Consider the following 20,844-nt stretch of genomic DNA (forward strand, 5'->3'; position numbering starts at 1 on the left):
GTCGAGGCGTTCGGGCTCATCGACACCGCACAGATCGACCCGCTTCTCAGCATATCAACACAGGCCGCCTGACCGATGCCCTCGATTGGCCATACCCGAATTTACACCAGCTTGACGGACGCTACCCGATCTTGCAGCTCTCACCGCATCTCGGCAAATCGCCGGACACCCGACACAGGAGTCTGGACTGGTCTCTGAAGTGGTCAGAGGGTTCGGATCTCAGGATCACCGCTCGGACCCAACGTCGCATCTGGTCTCAGGTGAACCACTGGCTCGACTGGATCGTTTACGACGGCCTGCTGGAGGCGAACCCCTTCAAGACTGTCCGGTTCGAAGGCAAGGTTCGACCCAACCCCTATGAAGTGCCCTCGGACGAGGAGGTTCGGTGGTTGCTGACCCGAAAGGACCCAGTGATTCACCCTGTCCTGATCATCTGTCTTCTTTCGGGAATGCGCGCGGGTGAAGCAGCCGGACTAGAAGCCGAGGATTTGGTCGAAAAAGGGAAGGCTGGGCTGTTCTTCCACGTTCGCCCGAATGATCAGAGACTGCTGAAGACTGAAGCGGCAGAACGGCAGGTGCCCGTGCATACCGACCTCAAGCCGATCTTGGCCAAGTTACCGAAGCAAGGTCCGCTGTTCCCGAAGCTGAGCGTCAATGACGTTACCAAAAGGTTCGCTGTCCTGAGAGAGAAGCTGGGTATCGATCGTCCCGGACTGGTGTTTCATTCGACCCGAAAATGGTTTGTGACCCAGTGCGAGCGAACCGGCGTTCCCGAACACTTTACGGCGTCTCTTGTCGGGCACCAGTCAGCGCGGTCCGAGAACGGTCTGACCTACGGCATCTACTCAGCGGGAATCTCGGACGAACAAAAGCGTGAGATTGTCGACCGGATCAAGCTTCCGGGGCGAGGCAACGCATCATGACCCAGATTCCGGACATCGAGGCATTCGAAGAGAGGGCCGCTATCGCTGAATACGATGGCGGTCTTTCTCGTTCTGAGGCCGAGAACCTAGCGGCGCGGGGTCAGGGCTTCGCGGATGCCCAAGCGTACTGGCAGTGGCTGGCTGATTATGTGGTCAACCGGAGACTGCCCTGAAAAAGACCTCGGCTGTTGCCAACTGGCCGGGGTCTAAGATTGCAATTTAATCCCGCAACAGCTGAAATCGGGACAATCCTGAAGGAAGGAAATCGAAGTGAAAAAATTTGTAGGAATGGCGGCAGGATCCGCGAGATGGGTTTGGCGATTGGTGTTCGTATCTATTTTTGCTCTCTCGCTGATGTTCAATGTAGTCGCGGTGTTTGGGGGCGCGCTGTTCAGTGCAGTATCCGCAGCGGTGGGAAGCGTGACCGGGGCTCGAACGCTCATCGCAAGCCATGCAGATGAAATTGCTGAGCTGAATACCGACCTTGTCGCCGAGCGTAGGGTTCAGCGCGAGCTCCGCACTGAAGTTGCCGATCTCTCGGGAAACCTCGCTGTCGCGCGAACAGCAAATCGAGAACTTCGCGAACAGGTGACAGAGCTCGGTGAGGACATGGCCACATCTCGACTGGCCCTACGACAGGCGCGCAGCGAGATAACGGACCTCACGGACAACATTGCCGCAGAACGGTTGGCTACGCGTCAACTGCGGGAAGAAATCGGTGACGGATTGGTGGATTTTGGCGGGAGGCGGATCGCATTACGTGATGCGGTCGGCGAGACGGCTGATACTGTTTCGTCCAGAGCCGCGAAGTCAGCCACGCGCGAAACTGCTTCAATGGCGGGTGAAGCCCTGCCCTATGTCGGTACTGCTGTCATCGTCGGTGTCACCGCGTTGGAAATCAGCGATCTGTGCCAAACGATAAGGGATATGAATGCCTTGAAACGCGCGTTCAACCCGTCACTCGCCCCATCGGAGGAAGAGCTCACGGTCTGTTCGATGCCCGTTCCCTCTCGTCAGGAACTCTGGAACGCAACAGTTTCGGCTCCAGGGGCCGCGTGGGAGTACTCGAAGGATGCTGTTCCGAAGTTAGAGGATCTCAAATCGTTCGAACTTCCATCTCGGCAGGACCTTTGGGCGCTCTGGTCTGGAATACGCGCGGGTGTCGCGGGTCGTTGGGGTGACGGTATGTTGCGTGGGAAAGAACTTTACGACTGGGTGGTCGAGTAGCCACTCACGCCACACCACAGAAGGCCCGACCGGGTTGCGGCCCCCACGTCTCTCCCAGCGTCCTCCGGTCGGGTCACCGGGATCAGTAACTCGGGCGTTCGTCGGGGCTGTAGATGCTTCGGTCAACCCTCTGAGCGACCCCTGAGGGTTAGCCCCGTCGCTGATCGTCGGTCCGACACCCGTGGCACCCTTCCGGTCCGTTTTTGCTCCACGAAAGGCCCCAGTTTTTCAGGGTCGTCGGGTAAGTTGATGAATAGTATGGGCTCACAGGGTTTCCTACCACCCCAGCCAGTTTCCACTGAACCAGCAGGCAAAGACGTCCTTCGGTACCCATCGTGACCGGGGGTCGAAAATGCCCCAGTTTTGTGCCCCCGCCCGGGTGCTAAGGGTGCCCGAGCGAGGAACGTGGTGAGAGGCTCTCCCACTGGGAGGGCTCAGAGGTAGTCCGGGTCGGTCCCGTACGCCCAGTGCAACCAGTCGNCTCTTGAAATCCTGACCCAGCGTCACCATTTTGGCGTCGCTCGAACAAGGCGGCCTTTGAAAGCGCGTTGGAGAGCGTGCCCTATTATTCGTGGGCACAACCCGATGACTGAGGACCGAGTACTCGACGGTCCATCAAACAAAGGAGCAAATTATTTCCCATCGCCGTCCTCAAGGCGGCCAATTTCAACCCATTATAAAGAGAATAAGAAACCGAAATGGGCATGATCAAATTATTAAAAAAGTCGGAAGAAACCGACGTTGGCGAAACAGAAGCTCAACCGAAAGACGACAGCGAGGAGGTCGTTCAGATCATCTCGAAGGCTGTCAGTTCATGGTACGTCAGGAAGGACAGCAAGTACTTTGCGGTTGACCGGCTGAACGTCAAGCTATCGATGGAAGACGTGCAAAGGTCCTGTGTCTTCCGGATCAAAGAGGAGTTCGGTCACTTGAAACCAACTCGCGAAATTATGAAGGAGGTTTTCCATCTGACCATCGTCAAAAAGCACTCTGATACAGACACGTCGATCCCAGTTTGGAACGGCGGCATTGTCTGTAAGCCCGGGAATCCTAAGCGGTTCATCTGGGATCTTGGGACGGTGGCGATCAACGCTTGGAATAAGCCCGCATATCGTAATCTCGAAGGGGTCGATCCCAGCTTCGGTCTGGCAGGGGACTTCTTCGACTGGTTCTTCACCCGAGAGGAGGAAAAGCAAAAGTTCTTGGACTGGTTGTCTTGGAACCTACAGAACGAAGACCAGAAACCATCGTGGGCACCCTTCTTCTACTCAGCAACGAAAGGAAGTGGCAAAAGCACCCTTTGCAAGCTCGTGGCGCGTCTCTTTGGAGACCAGAATACTGTTTGTGAGAACAGTGTCGATAAGCTCACGGGCAAGTTCAACAGCCCAATCCTGTCGAAGAAGTTGGTCATCTCGGAGGAAGTTGATCTCCGAGCCAATTCCAAGCAGGGGAACGCTCTGAAAACCTACATCACAGAGTCGGACGCGGTAGTCGAAAGGAAAGGAGTAGACGCGGAAAGAGTTGAACAGTTCTGCTGCTTCATGTTCACGAGCAACCATTTGCCGTTGTGGATCGAGGAAGAAGAAAGGCGTTACTATCTGATCGAGGTCGATCACGACGGACACGCCACCGGTCCCAAAGGAGGCGAATTTGCGGCTTTGGTTGGCGAGCTAAATGAGTTTATGGCGGATGACCGTTGTATTGCTGGCCTCTATGGAGCGCTGATGGAGCGTCGGCAGGCAGCCAAGTTCAACGCAAAATGGCTCAACGTCCAAGAGGAAGCGACACCGCTGATGAAGCAAGTGCACGCTGCTTCCGAGGGTACCCGTAAGGCAATGCTGCGCGAGATGTTGGACTCGAAAGAGTTGAAGGCAATTAGCGAGGCGAAGCTGACCGAGTTCGTGAAGAAGGAACTGCACGCTAATTTGGCGCAGACCAAACATCTCATCACCGAGCTCGGATGGTCCAAGGACAATGTGAAGTGGGATGGCTGCGACTACGCGAGGGCCGTGTGGACAGCCAAAGGCTACTGGGTCGATCGCGGTAAGCTGAAGGGGCCGGATGGCTTCGAGGAACAAGACCTCGGGGAACACCTGAAGGTTCTGGAAGTATCCGGCGACTTACTGGGGCATTGATGCAAAGGACCGACAAGATGATCCTCGTCTTTGAAGATGAAAGCGAGGCTTGGTTCGGAGAGGTGATTAGCGATCACCTAGAGGAGGCCCAAGCGCGGGCCTTCTCGATCATCGAGGCAGCGCGGAAGGAGGACAATGGCTGCCTAACCACAGCGACGGTGCGACCCTCGAAGCTGCGGTTCTTGGGCAGGCAGGTTGAGGCCTATCGCTTCATCTACTGTGTCGTGAACCAAGTCACGGCTTCGACGCAGCAGGTCGTAAGGCATCGCTGCCATAACCGGCTGTGCGTCAACCCGGACCATCTCGTACTCGGCTCGCAAGCCGACAACAAACAGGACGACTGGTTGCACTGGGCGTACGGGACCGACCCGGACTACCTCTGAGCCCTCCCAGTGGGAGAGCCTCTCACCACGTTCCTCGCTCGGGCACCCTTAGCACCCGGGCGGGGGCACAAAACTGGGGCATTTTCGACCCCCGGTCACGATGGGTACCGAAGGACGTCTTTGCCTGCTGGTTCAGTGGAAACTGGCTGGGGTGGTAGGATTCGAACCTACGGTACACGGTACCAAAAACCGCTGCCTTACCACTTGGCTACACCCCAACTGTGCGGGCGTACTTACGACGCTCTGTGAGCGGGATCAAGACCCGGAATCCGAAAATTGTTCTACTCTTCCGGAGCGTCCCTTTTGAGAAGATCGCCACCGGGTTTTTCGGCGCGTTCCGTCGCCACGATCCGCTCCAGTTCCTTGTCCATCGCGGCCTCGACATCACCGACTTTGACGGTCACCGCGCCGACGGCAACGGCGGTTGAGGCGGGCGCAGGCGCGCTTGGCTGGCTGTCGCGCGCGTCGCCCACACCCACGACGCGCAGCGTGGTTTCCGGCATCACGATGCCGGCGTGATCAAAGGCGGCAAGGCACAGGCGCCATGCCTCGCTGCGGGCCTTGAGATAGCTTGTTTCATGCTGCCTGATCCATCCCGCGACATTCAGGATGACGGCGCTGTCGCCCAGGTCCTCGATCCACACAGCGGGCGCGGGTTCGTCGATGACAAAGGGCAAGGACGCGACGGTCTGCAGCGCAAGGTCCTGCGCATGCAGCAGGTCGGTCTCGTAGGCGACCCCGAGACTGATGAGAAAGCGCCGCTCATCGTTGCGGCTGTAGTTCACGATCCGGCTCTTGAAGACGGTCGCATTCGGGATGCGGATGTGATTGCCGTCAAAGCTCAGCAAGATGGTCGCGCGGCTGGTCAGGCGGATGACCTTGCCGATATCGCCTTTGATCTCGACCTGGTCGTTCGGGCGGAACGGCTGACGAATCGAGAGCATGATCGACGCGATGAAGTTTTCAACCGTGTCGCGCACGGCAAACCCGATGGCGAGGCCGATGATCCCCGCAGCACCGAGGATGGTCGACAAGAGCGCGGCCGCGCCAAGGATGTCGAGCGCGATCACCAGACCGCCGAGAATGAAGGCCAGCCGGACCACCTGCCGATAGATGTCGGCGATGAACGCATTCGGCGCGATCCGGTCCCATGGCCGTTTCATCCGCGCGATCAGGAAACCGACCGTCACGACAAGGGCAAAGGCCGCCACCGCGATGCCCAAGAGAGGCAGGTAGTTGATGAACTGCTCGGATCGGGCGCGAAACCGCGCCACGGCAGGATCGAGCCGCCGCGCGACGTCGGTGGTTTCCTGCACCCGGTTCTCGATCGCGACCACCCCTTCGATGCGCCCGGCGATTTCGTTCAGGCGCGTGACCGCCGGACCGTCGATCGCGGTCCCGCGCAGCGTGACGATGCCGGAATTCACCGCGACGGTGACATCTTCGTATCCGTCCAGTTCCATGAAGATTTCGCGGATGCGATTGGCGATCGCCGCATCCTGTTCGGCGCTGTCCGACACGGCGATGGTGCCCGTCGGCTGATCGGAGGTCTGCGCCTGAAGCGGTGCAAGACCGATGCTCAGGACAAGAACGCTGACCAGCAAAAGAAGGCGGAACATCAGACCCATGGCGAGAAGCATGCGTGACGGGTCACCGGGTTTCAAGAGCCCTGTCACAGGATCACCCCCGTGCTGCCGACACGGGCATATCGAGTTCTGCAAGGCTGTCACCCATGTGAGGCGACCAGAACAGATGCCGCCCGCGCCCCGATCGTTTCGCCGCGTATAGCGCAACATCCGCACGTGCGATAAGGGTCTGCGGATCGCCTCGCGCCGCATGCGCAGACACGGCGATGCCGATGCTGGCCCCGACCGACACCTCCTGCCCGTCGATCATCACCGGTTCGGACACGTCCCGGATCAGATCACCGGCCAGCGCGGACAGGCGCGTCGGGTCGGTCAGACCCGGACAGACGATGACGCATTCGTCACCCCCCGTGCGCACAACCAGATCATCCTGCCGTGTGTGGGTGCGCAGGATCATGGCCACCCGTTTGAGCACCGCATCCCCCACCGCATGGCCCAGCGTGTCGTTCACCTGTTTGAACCGGTCCAGATCCAGCTGCAGGATCGCGTATTCGGTGTCGGACTGGCCCAGCCGCGCCAGCGCACCGTCCAGCGCACGGCGGTTGTGCAGCCCGGTCAACCCGTCGGTCAACGCCTCGGTCTCGGCGGCCAGCCGTGCGCCGTTCAGCCGCGCGTTCAGGCTGAAGGAGGCCGCCATCGCACTGGACTTGGCCTCTTGCAGGAACAACAGCTCCATCACCAGGTCGCTGGAGGCGAAATCCCGGGCCGTCAGGCCAAAGCGGTGCACCGCATCCACCACGGCGATGCCAAAGGACAGATCACAGATCACGCCACCGGCCTGATCGTCGATCACCAGACCGCGCAGTCCGATACCCGGCTCCGAACGAACATGCAGGCGCACGACCTGCCCTGCCAAGCGCCGCAGATCCGCCATGGTCGCGGGTTGCATCGGGCGCAGGAATTCGAACACTTCAAGAAACCGGCACCCCGTGGGGTCATCAATCCCAAGCTTAACAAAGCTTTTACCGACCTGCCGGATATGTCCGGTTGGTCCCACGCAGACATGCAGCGGCCTGAGCGCCAGCAACAGGTCAGTCGCCGGGATCATGCCCCCTCCGCCATCGCAGCACCACCGAGCGAAAAGCCCCGATCCGCGCCGAACGCGGTTTCGACAACGATCACCTCGATCACCTCTGACCCGTTGCGGATGCCGCGATGATCGAGCACGGCAAGCGTTCCGTAATCATCGGCCATGGCGCGCAACAGACCGACGAGCGCATGGCCGAACCCCGCCGGTTCCCCCCGGCAGTCGATGATGAAACTCTGGGAAATCGGTTCACGCACATGCACTTGCGGCAGATCAAGACCCGACACCGCCAACCGCGTGCGCCCCGGCAGATCGTCAAGCGAGTGCAGCAATTCGGAAAACGTCTCGCCTCCAAAGCGCATCAGCCGACGCACCGAGGCATGATTCTGGTGCGTGATGAGATACGCGCCAAGGTCTTCCAGGATCACCGATTCCGGTCGGTCCAGCACTTCGGCACAGGCGGCCAGCAGCTTGGGGAAGTAGCCCGCATCATATTGCAGCATCGCCTCGAACGAGGTGACGGGCAGATCCGACAGGCCGACCGCCCGTGCCCAGCAGTCAGCACCGAACACATCGGAAACGAACGCTTCGAGCGTGCGAAAGATCAAACCATGCATGACATGCGCCTCTTGTTCGGCACGCATCATCGCATCAGGGTCTTAACAATCGGCAAACCGCCTGCGATCAGAAATCCGTTGGCGCCCCGCCCTCGGCTTTGCGACGTTCGACGAAGGCCAGCAACTCCTCGTGGATCGCCGCGTCCATCGGCGGCGCTTCGAATTCCTCGAGGATCGCCTTGTACATCACGTGAGCCCGTTCGGCGGTCCAGACGCTGCCCGCCACTTCCCAGGCCTCGTAGTTTTTCCAATCCGACAAAAACGGCTGGTAGAACGCAGTCGTGTAGCGTTCCTGCGTGTGCTTGGTGCCAAAGAAGTGCCCGTTGCTGCCCACTTCGCGGATCGCCTCAAGGCCAAGCCCGTCATCGCTCACGTCACAAATCGCCGGGTCCATGTAGCGGATCATCTGCTGGATGACCTCGCAATCCATGACAAATTTTTCCGGGCTGGCGATCAGACCGCCCTCAAGCCATCCCGCCGCATGATAGACCATGTTGGTGCCCGACTGGATCGCGGCCCAGAGGCTGTGTTCGGTTTCCCACATCGCCTGAGCGTCCGGCACGTTGGCCGCACAAACACCCGAGGACCGCAGGGGCAGTCCGTAAAACCGCGCCAACTGTCCGGTCATCTGGGTCGCGCGCATGTATTCCGGTGTCCCAAAGGCAGGCGCGCCAGATTTCATGTCGACGTTCGAGGTGAACGTGCCAATCGCGCAGGGCGCTCCGGGCCGGATGATCTGGGCCAACACAATCGCGCTCAGCCCTTCGGCCAGCGATTGCGCGACTGCTCCCGCCATGGTCACTGGTGCCATCGCCCCGGCAAGGGTGAAGGGTGTGACGATACAGCCCTGCCCGCGCGCGGCGCAGCGCATCCAGCCATCCATCATCGGATAGTCGTGTTTCAGCGGCGAGGTGGAGTTGATGTTGGTGTACATGCGCGGGCTGGCGTCGAATTCGGCGTGGCTCAGCCCCCCGGCGATACGCACCATCTCCATCACGTCCTCGACGCGCTCCTTGCCCAGAGAATAGGCATGCGCCACCTTGTCGGTCAGCGTCAGCTTGTCATAGAGCACGTCCAGATGCCGCACGCTGGCATGGATATCCACGGGTTCCACCGGATAGCCGCCGACGAAGTGGATGCAATTGAAGTATTGCGACAGCTTGAGGAAATTGCGGCACATCTCGCGGGTGCCGGGCACCTTGCGACCCACCTCCATGTCCCAGTAGCTGGGCGGCGAGGACACGTTTCCGAAAAGGATATGACCATCGCCGACGGTGATCTGGCGCTCGGGATTGCGCGGCGTGATCGTGAACGACGGCGGGGTCTTGCGCACCCATTCCATCACGAACTCGCGGTCCATCCGCACGTTTTCGCCGTTCACAATACATCCGGCATCCCGCAGGATCTGCACCGCCTTGGGGTTCAGGAACTCGATCCCGATTTCCTCGAGGATCACCATCGCCGTGTCGTGGATGCGCTGCACACCTTCCGGGCTCAGCGGCTCGGTCGGGCGGTCGATATTGACCGGCAGGCTCCAGGGAAGCTGCTCGATCACCGAACTCCCGCGGCGCACGGCATGTCCGGACCGTCCGCCGCTGCGGCGTTTGCGTGTGATGGTATCGGTCATGGCGCCCCCTTGCGTTGCCCCTTTAGCTAGGCATCGCGGATGCCGCTTATCCTGCCGGAACACGACTCATGTGGTCGCTTTTGTCTTTTTCGAGAAGAGATCAGGCCAGTCCAAGCCAGCCTGGCAAATGTCCGATGTCAGGCAAGACCACATCCGCAAGGGGCGCAAGCGTGGCGGTGTCGGCCATGCCGGTCAGAACGGCCACCGTCCACATTCCAGCAGCCCGCCCCGCAACCAGATCATGCGTGCTGTCCCCGACCATGACCACTCGATCCGGCATGATCCCGATCGCATCGCAGAAGGCCAGCAATTGTCCCGGCGTCGGCTTGGCCCCGAAACCGCTGTCCGATCCTGCAACAAAGGCGAACCGTCCGCGCACGCCCGCCTCGTCAAGATGCGCCAGCGCCGGGCGCTCTGCATCATTGGTGGCCACACCCAGAACGATCCCCTCGGCGAGGAAGTGATCCAGCAGGGGCGCCAACGGAACCGCCTCGGCCATCGGTGCGGATACAGCCTCGTCATTGATCAGCGTGATCAGGTCCTTGCGGGTCAGGTCGGGAAACTCGGGCGACAACACGTCGACCAGATCGTCCGGCGTGCCTGCGATGACGAAACTGTCGGGGGAGAATCGGCGCGCGGCCAGATCAAAGCCGATCAGGTCGCCCAGAGCCTGCGCCCGCGCCGCATCACCTTGGGACAGCCGGGTCAACAGGTTGGCCGCCCAGACATTCCAGGTCGCACCGAAATCGAACAGCGTTCCGTCCTTGTCGAACAGGATCGCACCGATATCACGGCGCGTCATGTCCAGTGCACCTGCTCGCCGCCCGGCAAAGCCGCGCGGGCCTGCATCAGCCGGTCATAGGGGATGCCCTCGCTTTCGCAGAACGCGATCACCCAGGCATCGTCCATCATGAGGAAATCCAGAACCGAGGCCTGAAACTCCGGCACCGCAAGCCCGTTGCGAAACGCCGCTTCATCCGCCCCGGTCGATCCCATGAACACCGGCAAAAGATCGTCATTGCCCGCCAGCCAGACGATGGCCTTGACCGCGAACTGTTCCGCTCCATCCCGAGAAATCGACATTTTCAGATTTTTCCCAAACGCTTTCTTAACCAATAGCGGCAATGAATTGGTGAGCAAAGTCTTAACGCATGCCGACGCTTCGGAGGGTTCATGCCCGGGTCTGTCCTCATCATCGACGCCATGAGCAACCGCCGCATTCACCTGCGGTCCCGGCTGGACACTGCCGCCTATCCGGTGGACATGGCCGAATCGCAGGCCGAAGGGCTGGCCCGCATCCGTCAGGATCCCCCCGATGTCGTGATCATCGCCGATGACCTGCCCGGTCTGCGTCTCAGGCAGGTCTGCAAGCTTCTGCGCTCCAACCCAATGACCCAGCTCACGACCATCGTGGTGGCGGTGCAGCGCGAGAACCATTCGGCGCGGGTCAGCGCGCTGCGTGATGGTGCCTATGACGTGATCGACCAGACAGCCGATGCCGCCGACCTCAAGGCGCGGATGCGCAGTTTCCTGCGGACCCGGCACCTGTCCGAAGACACGCAGACCCCGTCCGTGCCACAGGCGGCGCAGGGCATGGCCGAAGCGGTACCAGACTTCGCGCCCAAGATTGTCGCCACCTTTGTCACCTTCCCCGCGCAAGGCAGCGCGCCGCCCCTGCAAAGCGCCATCGCCCCCGAGTCCGGGATCGACGCACGGGCGCTTGCGGCACAGGCGGCACGGCGGGCGCCGGATGCGGAAACCGATGTCTACGTCCTGATAGAGCCTGCGCAGGGTGACGAGGCGCGCGACACTCTGGGTGCTCTGCTGACGCATCCCGCCAGTCGTCACAGCCGCATCCTTTTTGTCACGGATTGCAGCGCGCAGCGCGCGTCACCTCTGGACCTCGGCGCGCATGACCAGGTGCCATCGACCGTCAGCCCGACGGAACTGGCGCTGCGCATCCAGCGCCTTGCCCGGCGCAAGCGCGATGCCGACCGCGCGCGCAAGACCACGACCGAACTGGGACAAAAGGCCTATGTCGATGTGCTGACCGGGCTGAACAACCGCACGGCCATGGAGGAATATCTTGTCCGGACCGACCGGGCGCTGGCTGAATATCCACGTGCGGTCGCGATGATGATCGTCGATCTCGATCACTTCAAGGCGATCAATGACACTCACGGTCATGCGGCGGGCGACACGATCCTTGCGCATGTGGCGCGGACGATGAAATCCCGACTGCGCGATGGTGATTTCATCGCGCGCTATGGGGGCGAGGAATTCCTGATCGTGCTGCCCGATGTCGGCCCCGGAGAGGCGCGCAGCGTGGCGCAGCGGATGCGCAACGCGGTGGCCGACAGCCCGAAGGCGATCGAAAACGGCACCCATGTCCGCGCCACGGTCAGCATCGGGGTCGCCATGGCCAGCCGCAGCGACCGCCTGTCGACCGCAGATCTGCGCCGTGCCGCTGACGCCGCGCTCTATGATGCCAAGAGAAACGGGCGCAACCGGATCGAGGTCGCGCACCACGCGGCCCTTCTGGGCACTCCGCAACAACGCATGAGCGCGGGGCTGTGACCCTCAGCGGCGCATCCGGTCAGCCAGTTCGGACAGACGCTCCTCGATGCGGTCGGCATAGGCGGCCCGTTCGGCATCACTCATCGCGGCGATCCGGTTGGCCAGAACCTGACGGCCCATCTCTTCGCGGTCGGCCCGCCTGCGCGACTGCTCCGCCATCGTCGACACGAACGCGTCCCGGTCAAAGGGCGTGGCCCGGAGCACGTCAAGCGTCAGGCGCAGGTCGGTGACAAACGCCCCCCGGCCGCGCCCCTCCTGTTGCAGCTCTGCCATGAACTCACGCCGCAACGCGCGGCGGTCCGTATCGCTGAGAGCCCGCGTGTAGAACGATCCGAAATCCAACCGGTCCCGGTCGGGTCGCTTGCCCGGCCCCCCGGTGACAAGAAATCCGACCACAGCCCCGATCACCAGCACGTTCAGGGCAAGCGACCCGAACAGCGTCAGGCGCATCCAGAGCGGTGTCTTGGGTTTCGTCATGTCAGCCATGTCAGCCATCCACCAAGAGCAGATCGAACGCGCCCAGACCGGTTCCGATGTCGAGCGTGGCGGCATCCAGCGGCGTCAGCGCAAGCATCAGATCATCGGTCAGCGCGCCCCCCGCCCAGATGCCGACACAGGCCGTCATGGCAAGACCCGCCATCGCGGGCCACCCACCCAGCGTGCCGAAGATCTGCCGCCAGAGAGGCTGGCGGGCGGATCGGGGCCGTTCCGCACCGGCATCCGCGATCACCCGTGCCAGCAAGCCGTCCGGCACCGGTGGCGGCATCCGACGCGCTTCGGCAAAAGCCGCCTCGAGCGGGTCGTCAAAGGGAGGTTTCGACTGTGTCATCTGTATACCCCAAGCCTGTGCGCTGACCGCTCAGTAGCGCGGTCAAGCTCCGTTTGCCGCGTGCGGTCAGACTTTCCACCGCACGAGGCCCAATGTCCATGATCTGGGCAATCTCGGTATTGCCCAGACCTTCGATATGGCGCAGCACCACCGCCTGTCTCTGGCGGTCGGGCAATTGCATCAGCGCCTCGTCCAGCGCCAGTTTGCGCGCCTTGGCCTGCAACAGTGCCTCGGCCCCCGGCCCGTCATCGGGAATGTCCAGATCGTCAGGCATCCCGCCGGGCCGTGTCTTGCGCAGCCGGTCGATGCAGAGATTGGCCGTCACCCGGTAAAGCCATGTGCGCACCGACGCGCCGCCCTCCGCGTCCCAAGCCAGAGCCCGCCGCCACAGCTTCAGCATCGCCTCTTGTGCGACATCCTCGGCCTCGGCCCGGTCGTTCAGCATCCGCACGGCATGCGCGAACACCAGCGGCGTATAGCGCACCGCAAGGCTGCGCGCCGCGTCGGTATCCCCGGCGGCATAGGCCTCAAGCAATGCCGCTTCCGCAGCAGGATCGGTCTGGCTCTGGGTCATTCCACCGCGCGTATTGGGTCTGGTCCGGTCTATCAGGTGCCATGAGCGATGCACATATCGCTCATGGCTTTGTTCAAGGCTCAGCGGGTGCCGTGACCATCGCGCTTGCCGCTCCAATGGCCGCCGCGCTTGCCGCCGTGATCGCCCCGGCGCATTTCCGCAAATTCCTCTTCGCTGATCGCGCCATCCTCGTTGGCGTCAAGGCGGTCGAACATGCGCCCACCCCCCTGCCGCGCCGCGAACTCTTCTTCGGACAGCGCACCATCGCCGTTCGCATCCATGCGCTCGATCATCCGGGCAATCCGCTGTTCGCCGCGCTGCTGGCTCAAGGCAGCAAGTTCATCGGCGGTGACCAGACCATCCTTGTTCGCATCCGCGATCGAGAACCGGCTGGGCGGATTGGCGAATTCTTCTGCCGAGACAACACCATCGCCGTTGGTGTCAAGCTGCAAGAACATCTGAGCGCGCCGGTCCGTGCGACCCGTGTCGTCCTGTGCGGCAACCGTGGTGGCGACGCCGGAGGCGGCGAGGGCTGCGATGATCAGTGCCGAAACCTGCTTGTTCAAAGTCATGTCTTTTCCTTTCCATGCCCGGCCAATGTGCCGGAGCCTTTCAACCAATGGACCGGGACCATGTCCTGTTGTCCCGGCATCCACTGCGTTCCACGGGTGGCGCGTCAGGTTCCGTCGCAGAAATTTGCGCGCCAGCTTCACAAGCCCGTGATTTGCGACATCCAGCCGCAAGGACAGTTTGGCGACTGTTCATCCGGATCGGCGGTCGCCATTTTGCCTGCAGGAGAGCGAACATGACCACATCACACACGACCGACTCGGACGAGCGTCCGACATGGCCTGCCCTGCGCAAAGGCTGGCGGCGGAAATGCCCGAACTGCGGCAGCGGCCCCTTGCTGAGCGGCTACCTCACGGTGCGCGACACCTGCCCGGTCTGCCTTCAGGAACTGCATCACCACCGGGCCGATGACGGCCCGGCCTACCTGACGATCCTGATCGTCGGCCACCTGATGGCGCCGCTCCTGCATATCGTGTTCGTCAACTTCCGGCCCGAGCCGCTGGTGCTCTTCACGATCTTCGCGGTTGGCTGCGTCGCCCTGACGCTTTACCTTCTGCCCAGATTGAAAGGGGCGATCGTGGCGTTTCAGTGGTCACGACAGATGCATGGGTTCGCGAATAGCGCATCCTGACCCTTTCGCCACAGGAAGGGTGCGCGCGTGGCCGAACAAACAATGATCGACAAGACCGCCTTGCGTGACGCCGCAACCGTGATCGTGTTGCGCGACCGCAACCATCGCCCCAGTGTGTTGATGGGGCAACGTGGCGCAAAAGCCGCCTTCATGCCCAACAAGTTCGTCTTTCCGGGCGGTGCGGTGGACCCCGAGGATGCGGGCGTGCCCTTTGCCGACCCGCTGTCACCGCTTTGCCACAGCCGCCTGATCGACGGGGTGTCGCCCGACCGCGCACCGGCGCTGGCCGCGGCAGCCATCCGCGAATTGTGGGAGGAAACCGGACAGGTTCTGGGCCGCCCCGGTGCGTGGGACACACCGCCGGAGAACTGGCGCGACTTTGCGGCACGGGGACATCTGCCCAGCGCGTCCCCATTGCAATTCGTGTTCCGCGCAATCACGCCGCCGGGACGCCCCCGCCGCTTTGATGCGCGGTTCTTTCTGCTCGACGCAGACGATCTGGCCAGCGACCCCGACGATTTCTCGGCCGCGTCGGACGAGCTGGCGCATCTGCAATGGATCGCGCTGGACAAGGTGCGGGGGTTCGATCTGCCCTTCATCACCGAGGTGGTGCTGGCCGAGGTTGCCGCCCGTGCCGCCGATCCGAACCCTCCGGCCTCTGTTCCGTTCTTTCGCAACGATGACGAGGAAAGCCTGTTCCTGCGGCTCTATGGCCGCCCGATGCCCGACTAGGATACTAGATCACGAGGATGAAGGCGAGGATCGACAGCGCCAGAAAGCCGATTCCGATCAGTTCCCGCGCCGTCACCCGTTCCTTGAAGAACAGCACCGAGGCCATCAGCGAAAAGATCAACTCGATCTGCCCCACCGCCTGCACATAGGCCGCCGTCTGCAAGGTGAAGGCCGTGAACCAGCAGAGCGATCCCGCCATCGAACTCAGCCCGACCCAGACCGCCACCTTGCGCGCGCGCCACACTGCGCCGATCTGCCCCGGCTCGGACCACCGCAACCAGAGCGCCATCGCGATGAGTTGCGATATCGTCACACAGGTCAGCGTGACCGCCGCACGGAGCACCGCGTCGTCACTGTCGATCTGCAGCGACCCGGCGCGGTAGCTGGTGCCCGAGAAGGCAAAGAAAAACCCCGAGGTCAGCCCAAGACCGGTGGCCCGGCTGGTCAGGCTGGCCCATAAGCCCTGCTCGATCCCCGGAGTGCGTGACAAAAGCAACACACCGACCAGACCGATCAGGATCGCACCCCATCCGGCCAATGACACCTCTGCCCCGAACAGCGCAACGCCGACGATGGCGGTCTGGATCACTTCGGTTTTCTTGAAGGTGATGCCAACGGCGAAATTGCGTTGTCGGAACAGCGCGACGACGCAGACCGTCGCAAGGATTTGCGACAGGCCACCCAGCCACGCATAGAACCAGAACCAGCCATCCAGCGCCGGGATTGGTGCGCCCCGAACCTGCAGATAGACCGCTGTCACAAGCAGCACGGCAGGGGCGGCATAGGCAAAGCGGGCGAAGGTCGAACCGGCCGTGCTCAGCACATCCATGCTCAGGATTTTCTGGAGCATGAACCGCACGGTTTGAAACAGGGCCGCCGCGACGCTGGCGTAAATCCAGAACTCCATGCGCCTCTATGGCGTCACGTCAGCCGCCGTGTCCATCCCGGTAAAGCGGATGCGGCACCGGATCCTTGGCGCGGAACAGGTACTTGCGGGCGACCTCGGCATAGGTGCGATAGCGATAGCCCTGATTGGACGACAGGTACTGCGCCTTCCGCGCCCTGTAGAGATCCGGGAGCGCGTACCACGGCACGCCGGGATGCAGGTGGTGCACCACGTGCAGGTTGTTGTTCAGGAACAACAATCCCAGAAGGCCACGATCCTCGACAATCGCGGTGCGCGCTGTGCTGCGATCATGCGCTTGATGTTCCAGAAACGTGCGCAGCTTGAGCACGGAAAGTGCAAGGTAGACCGAAACAATCCACGCCCAGAGCGGCATGTTTGCCACAGCCATCATCCACCACAACACACTTGCAACCGCAGGCAGATGCAGCAGCCAGCCCATCAGAACCCGGCGGTTCCCGGCGCGGATCAGGTGCCAGTCGGTTGCCATGAACGCGATCTGACCAAGGGCCGGACCAAGGATCAACCGCCCCGCAAGGGTGTTGTTGATCCGGTACAGCGCCTTGCGCCACGCAGGCAGATGGTCCCAGACCGTCGGATCAAGGTAGTTTGTTTCCGGATCGTCGTAGGGATCGGTCAGGCTTTCGTCGTGGTGATGCGCAAAATGCGTGTCTCGGAACCGCAGATACGGCACCACCACCGTGAGTGGCGGAAAGACCAGCGCTGCATTGAGCAGCATGTTGCGGCTGGGATGCCCGTGCAGCGCCTCGTGAGTCAGCGAGGAATGCTGCGCCGCCGTCCAGGCGCAGAGCAGGATCGCCAGAAAAACGGACACGTCCGAGACCCAGACAGTGGCGATGCCCCACACCCCGTAGGTGACGCCCAACATGACGATTGTCGGCCATTCGGCCACGCGTCTCAGCTCTGCCGATCTCGGCAAAGGCATGTCTGTCATAGTCTGACCCCTTAAGTTCCCGGAGGTCACAGTAGAAGCATGGCAAGACTTGTGGAATTCTGGGAACAGTGCACAATTGTCTTAAACTGTGATTATAATCACCAAACGGTTGTTTACATCCATGGACAAACTGCAACGCGCCGATCTGTTCCGAACGCGGCTTCTGATCGCAATCCGGCGGGTCGGCACAAACCAGAGCGAACTGGCCCGGCGCACCGGGGTCGACCGCTCGACGATCTCGCAACTTTTGCGGGATGACGCGGCGCGGCTGCCCAATGCACAGGTGGTCGGGGCCTGCGCCAGCGCGTTGGGCGTGTCGGCGGATTGGCTTCTGGGGCTTGCCGAACATCCGGAAAACGCCGCAGACCTGCTGGCCAATGCCCTCACGCTGACAAACGCGCCGCGCACGCTGGCCGATCAGCAGATCTTTGACTGGCACCGGGAAGCCGAGGGGTACAAGATCCGCTATGTGCCTACCGCACTGCCGGACATGCTCAAGACCAACGAGGTGCTGAGATGGGAATACGGCCCTCATCTGGGCCGAACCACAGCACAGGCGATCACCGCGTCCGCCAAGCGGCTTGCGTGGATGCGACAGTCGGCGTCGGATTACGAAATCGCGATGCCGCTCTACGAGATGCAGAGCTTTGTCGATGGCTCCGGCTATTATGCCGATCTTCCGATCGAGATCCGCAAGCAGCAAATCGACCACCTGCTTGACCTGACCAAAGCGCTGTATCCAAGGATGCGCCTGTACCTCTATGACGCCCGTCAAATCTATTCGGCGCCGATCACGGTGTTCGGACCGTTCCTCGCGGTGATCTATATTGGCAGCAACTACCTTGCCTTCCGCGACACGCAGCGTGTGCGGGCGTTCTCGAACCATTTCGACAATCTTGTACGGCAGGCGCAGATCACCGCGCGGTCCTTTCCCGATCACCTGTCCGAGCTGCGCAAGTCGCTGCCGTGATCAGCTGTGGTCTTTGCCGGGTCATCCGGCCCCAGCCGACAGCGCGGCGCGGGCGGACGCCTTCGATCATGTTTCAAGAAAACGACATCGGGTCGCAGACGGCAATGCATCATGCGCCGACGGGCGTATGGCTGGAGGTACTGCACTGAAGGCCCGACATGCACGAAAGACGCATTCCCGAGTGGCTCCGCCACGCACCTGCACCCAGCGTGCGGGGCTTTGCCATGCTGGCTGCCGCCGAGGCGGTGGCCCGTGGCATCCTGATCTCCGTATTCCCGTTGCAGATGTACCGCGCGCTTCAGGACGCCGCGCTGGTGTCGCAGGTCTATTTCATGATCGGGGTCATGTCGCTTTTGACCGGTCTGCTGGTCCCGTTCCTTGCCCGCTTCGTGCCCCGGCGCTGGGTCTACATGGCCGGTGCGTCCTGTTTCGTCGCGGGATCTCTGCTGGCGATAGACGGATCGGCACCCGCCACGATCATCGGGCTGCTGCTGATTTCGATTGCCACGGTCACCACCTTTGTCTGCTTCAACGCCTATGTTCTCGATTACATCGCCAAGATCGAACTGGGCCGCTGCGAGACCTCGCGCATGTTCTACAGCGCGGCTGGCTGGACCATCGGCCCGGTGCTTGGGGTCACGCTGCTGAAATGGTGGGAACCTGCGCCATTTCTCGTGGCGGCGACCGCGTCGCTGACCATGTTGCTGATGTTCCTCGCGATGCGTCTGGGCAACGGCAAGCTGATCACCAAGAGCCGTGCGGCACCGACAAACCCTCTGGGGTTCCTGCCCCGGTTCTTTGCGCAGCCGCGTCTGGTCGCGGGGTGGCTTTTCGCGGTGATCCGGTCCTGTGGCTGGTGGGTCTATGTCGTCTACCTGCCGATCTTTGCGATCCAGTCCGGACTGGGCGATCAACTGGGCGGGATCGCGCTGTCGATCTCCAACGCGGCCCTGTTCGTGACGCCGTTCATGCTGCGCTGGATGCAGCGCCATTCGATCCGCCGCGCGGTGCGCACCGGGTTCCTGCTGGCCGGCCTGCTGTTCACCACCGCCGCGATCCTGTCAGGGCTGCCGTGGATCGCTGTTCTGTGCATGATGACGGGGTCGTTCTTTCTCATCCTGCTGGATGTGTCGGCGGGGTTGCCGTTTCTGCTGGCGGTCAAACCGTCGGAACGGACCGAGATGTCCGCCGTCTATTCCAGTTTCCGAGACGTGTCGGGCATCATGACGCCCGGTGTGGCGTGGCTGGTGTTGCTCGTGGCGCCGCTTGCAGGCATCTTCGCGGCGGGCGGAACCGCCTTGCTGGGGGCCTGGGCGCTGTCGCAAACCCTGCCCATGCGGCTTGGCAAGACCGGGAGCCGACCTGCGCCAATCCCCGAACCTGTCACCGCGATTGCCCCGCCGATTGGCGCGCAAGAGGCGCGCAGTTCGACCTGAACGCCTCTTGGTTTGGTCAGACGGAGCGGATCAATACGGCATCGGATGCTGCTTGTGCGTCTCGTCCAGCGCCTTGAGCACATCGGCGCTCAGGGTCATGTCTTCAGCCTTGAGCAGATGCGCGAGTTGATCGGCGCTGGTGGCCCCAAAGATCGACGAGGCGACGAAGGGGCGCTGCGCCGACCAGGCCAGCGCCATCAGCGCCAGATCAAGACCCGCCTCCTGAGCGACCTTTGCATAGGCATCGACTGCCGCGAAGGCGCGGTCGGTCTTGCGGCCACCGAGATTGCCGTTGATCGCCATGCGCGACCCGTCGGGCACCGCGCCGTTCTGGTACTTGCCGGTCAGCAACCCCGCCGCGAGCGGCGAGAACGGCAAGAGCGACACGTCTTCATGCACCATCACCTCGGCCAGATCGGTGTCGGCCATGCGGCACATCAGAGAATATTCGTTCTGGATGCTTTCCATGCGCGGGCCCGCCATCGCCTGCGCCACCTGAAGCCACATCATCGTGCCCCAGGCGCTTTCGTTCGACAGGCCGATATGGCGAATGCGGCCCTTCTCGATCTCGCGGCCCAGCGCGCCCAGCACATCGGCCATGTTCTGCAGCGTCTCGGTCCGGTCCTGCGAGGTCGGATCAAACGTCCAGTTCTTGCGGAACATGTAGGAACCGCGATTGGGCCAGTGCAATTGGTACAGGTCGATATGATCGGTCTTGAGCCGCTTCAGCGATCCTTCGACAGCTTCGGGCACCGACGCGCTCGAGATCGGCGCACCGTCACGGACATGCTCCATGCCTTCGCCGGAATGCTTGGTGGCGACGATCCAGTCGTTGCGGCGACCGGTCTTGGCGAACCAGTTGCCAAGGATCTCCTCGGTCAGCCCGATGGTTTCCCTGGACACCGGGTTCACCGGATACATCTCGGCCGCATCGAGGAAATTGATCCCGGCATCCAGCGCCATGTCCATCTGGGCATGGGCATCCGCCTCTTGCGTCTGGTTGCCATAGGTCATTGTGCCGAGGCACAGTTCGGACACCACGAGATCTGTCCTGCCCAGTCGGTTCATCTTCATCGCGCGT

General features: G+C 62.0%; 23 protein-coding genes and 1 tRNA gene. 10 read left to right on the forward strand and 14 right to left on the reverse strand.

The window, feature by feature from the left end:
* From IEV82_RS00005 to IEV82_RS00025, 5 genes are all read left to right on the forward strand, one after another.
* The coding region (locus IEV82_RS00005; protein ID WP_188479902.1) for a tyrosine-type recombinase/integrase at nucleotides 1-923 on the forward strand (923 nt) is incomplete at its 5' end.
* On the forward strand, nucleotides 920-1,096 hold the full coding sequence (locus IEV82_RS00010; protein ID WP_188479903.1) for a hypothetical protein: 177 nt from the start codon (nucleotides 920-922) through the stop codon (nucleotides 1,094-1,096). The genes IEV82_RS00005 and IEV82_RS00010, both read left to right, overlap by 4 nt.
* Before the next feature lie 97 nt (nucleotides 1,097-1,193).
* Complete coding sequence (locus IEV82_RS00015; RefSeq protein WP_188479904.1) at nucleotides 1,194-2,150, forward strand: MreC domain-containing protein; 957 nt, start codon at nucleotides 1,194-1,196, stop codon at nucleotides 2,148-2,150.
* 698 nt (nucleotides 2,151-2,848) lie between these two features.
* Complete coding sequence (locus IEV82_RS00020) at nucleotides 2,849-4,285, forward strand: primase-helicase family protein (RefSeq protein ID WP_188479905.1); 1,437 nt, start codon at nucleotides 2,849-2,851, stop codon at nucleotides 4,283-4,285.
* Between the two features lie 17 nt (nucleotides 4,286-4,302).
* On the forward strand, nucleotides 4,303-4,668 hold the full coding sequence (locus tag IEV82_RS00025) for an HNH endonuclease (protein WP_188479906.1): 366 nt from the start codon (nucleotides 4,303-4,305) through the stop codon (nucleotides 4,666-4,668).
* 143 nt (nucleotides 4,669-4,811) lie between these two features.
* Here IEV82_RS00025 and IEV82_RS00030 read toward each other — a convergent pair.
* From IEV82_RS00030 to IEV82_RS00060, 7 genes are all read right to left on the reverse strand, one after another.
* Nucleotides 4,812-4,886: transfer RNA gene (locus IEV82_RS00030), tRNA-Gln, on the reverse strand.
* 63 nt (nucleotides 4,887-4,949) lie between these two features.
* Nucleotides 4,950-6,308, reverse strand: coding sequence for a mechanosensitive ion channel family protein (locus IEV82_RS00035; protein WP_229747617.1), 1,359 nt, complete (start codon nucleotides 6,306-6,308; stop codon nucleotides 4,950-4,952).
* A gap of 40 nt (nucleotides 6,309-6,348) precedes the next feature.
* Entirely contained in the window at nucleotides 6,349-7,362 is a 1,014-nt protein-coding gene (locus tag IEV82_RS00040; RefSeq protein ID WP_188479907.1) for a GGDEF domain-containing protein, read from the reverse strand.
* Complete coding sequence (locus IEV82_RS00045) at nucleotides 7,359-7,988, reverse strand: heme NO-binding domain-containing protein (RefSeq protein ID WP_229747618.1); 630 nt, start codon at nucleotides 7,986-7,988, stop codon at nucleotides 7,359-7,361. Before IEV82_RS00045 ends, IEV82_RS00040 begins: the two co-directional genes overlap by 4 nt.
* Before the next feature lie 37 nt (nucleotides 7,989-8,025).
* Nucleotides 8,026-9,585 carry a trimethylamine methyltransferase family protein gene (locus IEV82_RS00050; protein WP_188479908.1) on the reverse strand — a complete coding sequence of 520 codons (1,560 nt, stop codon included), beginning with the start codon at nucleotides 9,583-9,585 and terminating at the stop codon, nucleotides 8,026-8,028.
* 100 nt (nucleotides 9,586-9,685) lie between these two features.
* A complete protein-coding gene (locus IEV82_RS00055) occupies nucleotides 9,686-10,387 on the reverse strand; it encodes an HAD family hydrolase (protein WP_188479909.1) in 702 nt (233 codons plus the stop codon).
* Entirely contained in the window at nucleotides 10,384-10,668 is a 285-nt protein-coding gene (locus IEV82_RS00060) for a DUF3572 domain-containing protein (RefSeq protein ID WP_188479910.1), read from the reverse strand. The genes IEV82_RS00055 and IEV82_RS00060 overlap by 4 nt, the downstream gene beginning before the upstream one ends.
* Nucleotides 10,669-10,758: 90 nt before the next feature.
* Here IEV82_RS00060 and IEV82_RS00065 point away from each other — a divergent pair, with 90 nt between their 5' ends.
* On the forward strand, nucleotides 10,759-12,162 hold the full coding sequence (locus IEV82_RS00065) for a GGDEF domain-containing response regulator (RefSeq protein ID WP_188479911.1): 1,404 nt from the start codon (nucleotides 10,759-10,761) through the stop codon (nucleotides 12,160-12,162).
* Between the two features lie 3 nt (nucleotides 12,163-12,165).
* Here the strand turns inward: IEV82_RS00065 and IEV82_RS00070 are convergent, their stop codons facing one another.
* From IEV82_RS00070 to IEV82_RS00085, 4 genes are all read right to left on the reverse strand, one after another.
* Nucleotides 12,166-12,648, reverse strand: coding sequence for a periplasmic heavy metal sensor (locus IEV82_RS00070; RefSeq protein WP_188479912.1), 483 nt, complete (start codon nucleotides 12,646-12,648; stop codon nucleotides 12,166-12,168).
* A 1-nt stretch (nucleotide 12,649) separates the two neighbouring features.
* Nucleotides 12,650-12,991, reverse strand: coding sequence for a hypothetical protein (locus IEV82_RS00075; protein ID WP_188479913.1), 342 nt, complete (start codon nucleotides 12,989-12,991; stop codon nucleotides 12,650-12,652).
* Entirely contained in the window at nucleotides 12,966-13,565 is a 600-nt protein-coding gene (locus IEV82_RS00080; RefSeq protein ID WP_188479914.1) for a sigma-70 family RNA polymerase sigma factor, read from the reverse strand. Before IEV82_RS00080 ends, IEV82_RS00075 begins: the two co-directional genes overlap by 26 nt.
* Before the next feature lie 80 nt (nucleotides 13,566-13,645).
* Nucleotides 13,646-14,137, reverse strand: a complete 492-nt coding sequence (locus tag IEV82_RS00085) for an EF-hand domain-containing protein (protein ID WP_188479915.1) — start codon at nucleotides 14,135-14,137, stop codon at nucleotides 13,646-13,648.
* Nucleotides 14,138-14,370: 233 nt separating this feature from the next.
* On the opposite strand from IEV82_RS00085, the gene IEV82_RS00090 reads away from it, so the two are divergent.
* Both IEV82_RS00090 and IEV82_RS00095 read left to right on the forward strand, forming a co-directional pair.
* Entirely contained in the window at nucleotides 14,371-14,766 is a 396-nt protein-coding gene (locus IEV82_RS00090; RefSeq protein WP_188479916.1) for a DUF983 domain-containing protein, read from the forward strand.
* Between the two features lie 42 nt (nucleotides 14,767-14,808).
* Nucleotides 14,809-15,498, forward strand: coding sequence for an NUDIX hydrolase (locus IEV82_RS00095; protein ID WP_188480762.1), 690 nt, complete (start codon nucleotides 14,809-14,811; stop codon nucleotides 15,496-15,498).
* A gap of 4 nt (nucleotides 15,499-15,502) precedes the next feature.
* Here IEV82_RS00095 and IEV82_RS00100 read toward each other — a convergent pair whose 3' ends face one another.
* Together IEV82_RS00100 and IEV82_RS00105 are read right to left on the reverse strand one after the other, a co-directional pair.
* Nucleotides 15,503-16,405 carry a DMT family transporter gene (locus IEV82_RS00100; protein WP_188479917.1) on the reverse strand — a complete coding sequence of 301 codons (903 nt, stop codon included), beginning with the start codon at nucleotides 16,403-16,405 and terminating at the stop codon, nucleotides 15,503-15,505.
* A 19-nt stretch (nucleotides 16,406-16,424) separates the two neighbouring features.
* Nucleotides 16,425-17,357 (reverse strand): fatty acid desaturase, encoded by a 933-nt coding sequence (locus tag IEV82_RS00105; RefSeq protein ID WP_229747619.1) that lies wholly within the window; start codon nucleotides 17,355-17,357, stop codon nucleotides 16,425-16,427.
* Between the two features lie 121 nt (nucleotides 17,358-17,478).
* Between IEV82_RS00105 and IEV82_RS00110 the strand changes: the two genes are divergently transcribed.
* Together IEV82_RS00110 and IEV82_RS00115 are read left to right on the forward strand one after the other, a co-directional pair.
* Nucleotides 17,479-18,327, forward strand: a complete 849-nt coding sequence (locus tag IEV82_RS00110; RefSeq protein ID WP_373285149.1) for a helix-turn-helix domain-containing protein — start codon at nucleotides 17,479-17,481, stop codon at nucleotides 18,325-18,327.
* Between the two features lie 158 nt (nucleotides 18,328-18,485).
* Nucleotides 18,486-19,763, forward strand: coding sequence for an MFS transporter (locus IEV82_RS00115; RefSeq protein ID WP_188479919.1), 1,278 nt, complete (start codon nucleotides 18,486-18,488; stop codon nucleotides 19,761-19,763).
* A 30-nt stretch (nucleotides 19,764-19,793) separates the two neighbouring features.
* On the opposite strand, the gene IEV82_RS00120 is transcribed toward IEV82_RS00115, so the two are convergent.
* The gene (locus tag IEV82_RS00120) at nucleotides 19,794-20,837 is read right to left on the reverse strand and encodes an aldo/keto reductase (protein ID WP_188479920.1); all 1,044 of its coding nucleotides are present in this window, start codon (nucleotides 20,835-20,837) and stop codon (nucleotides 19,794-19,796) included.
* Nucleotides 20,838-20,844 lie beyond the last annotated feature (7 nt).

The organism is Marivita lacus, assembly GCF_014637725.1.
In the GTDB taxonomy this organism is placed as follows: Bacteria; Pseudomonadota; Alphaproteobacteria; order Rhodobacterales; family Rhodobacteraceae; genus Marivita; species Marivita lacus.

Bases quoted from the DNA above. Each gene is read 5' to 3' on its own strand.
- IEV82_RS00010 (WP_188479903.1), top strand. From the start codon at position 920: ATGACCCAGATTCCGGACATCGAGGCATTCGAAGAGAGGGCCGCTATC.
- IEV82_RS00020 (WP_188479905.1), top strand. From the start codon at position 2,849: ATGGGCATGATCAAATTATTAAAAAAGTCGGAAGAAACCGACGTTGGC.
- IEV82_RS00025 (WP_188479906.1), top strand. From the start codon at position 4,303: ATGATCCTCGTCTTTGAAGATGAAAGCGAGGCTTGGTTCGGAGAGGTG.
- IEV82_RS00035 (WP_229747617.1), bottom strand. From the start codon at position 6,308: ATGCTTCTCGCCATGGGTCTGATGTTCCGCCTTCTTTTGCTGGTCAGC.
- IEV82_RS00040 (WP_188479907.1), bottom strand. From the start codon at position 7,362: ATGATCCCGGCGACTGACCTGTTGCTGGCGCTCAGGCCGCTGCATGTC.
- IEV82_RS00045 (WP_229747618.1), bottom strand. From the start codon at position 7,988: ATGATGCGTGCCGAACAAGAGGCGCATGTCATGCATGGTTTGATCTTT.
- IEV82_RS00050 (WP_188479908.1), bottom strand. From the start codon at position 9,585: ATGACCGATACCATCACACGCAAACGCCGCAGCGGCGGACGGTCCGGA.
- IEV82_RS00055 (WP_188479909.1), bottom strand. From the start codon at position 10,387: ATGACGCGCCGTGATATCGGTGCGATCCTGTTCGACAAGGACGGAACG.
- IEV82_RS00060 (WP_188479910.1), bottom strand. From the start codon at position 10,668: ATGTCGATTTCTCGGGATGGAGCGGAACAGTTCGCGGTCAAGGCCATC.
- IEV82_RS00065 (WP_188479911.1), top strand. From the start codon at position 10,759: ATGCCCGGGTCTGTCCTCATCATCGACGCCATGAGCAACCGCCGCATT.
- IEV82_RS00070 (WP_188479912.1), bottom strand. From the start codon at position 12,648: ATGGCTGACATGACGAAACCCAAGACACCGCTCTGGATGCGCCTGACG.
- IEV82_RS00075 (WP_188479913.1), bottom strand. From the start codon at position 12,991: ATGACACAGTCGAAACCTCCCTTTGACGACCCGCTCGAGGCGGCTTTT.
- IEV82_RS00080 (WP_188479914.1), bottom strand. From the start codon at position 13,565: ATGACCCAGAGCCAGACCGATCCTGCTGCGGAAGCGGCATTGCTTGAG.
- IEV82_RS00085 (WP_188479915.1), bottom strand. From the start codon at position 14,137: ATGACTTTGAACAAGCAGGTTTCGGCACTGATCATCGCAGCCCTCGCC.
- IEV82_RS00090 (WP_188479916.1), top strand. From the start codon at position 14,371: ATGACCACATCACACACGACCGACTCGGACGAGCGTCCGACATGGCCT.
- IEV82_RS00095 (WP_188480762.1), top strand. From the start codon at position 14,809: ATGATCGACAAGACCGCCTTGCGTGACGCCGCAACCGTGATCGTGTTG.
- IEV82_RS00100 (WP_188479917.1), bottom strand. From the start codon at position 16,405: ATGGAGTTCTGGATTTACGCCAGCGTCGCGGCGGCCCTGTTTCAAACC.
- IEV82_RS00105 (WP_229747619.1), bottom strand. From the start codon at position 17,357: ATGACAGACATGCCTTTGCCGAGATCGGCAGAGCTGAGACGCGTGGCC.
- IEV82_RS00110 (WP_373285149.1), top strand. From the start codon at position 17,479: ATGGACAAACTGCAACGCGCCGATCTGTTCCGAACGCGGCTTCTGATC.
- IEV82_RS00115 (WP_188479919.1), top strand. From the start codon at position 18,486: ATGCACGAAAGACGCATTCCCGAGTGGCTCCGCCACGCACCTGCACCC.
- IEV82_RS00120 (WP_188479920.1), bottom strand. From the start codon at position 20,837: ATGAAGATGAACCGACTGGGCAGGACAGATCTCGTGGTGTCCGAACTG.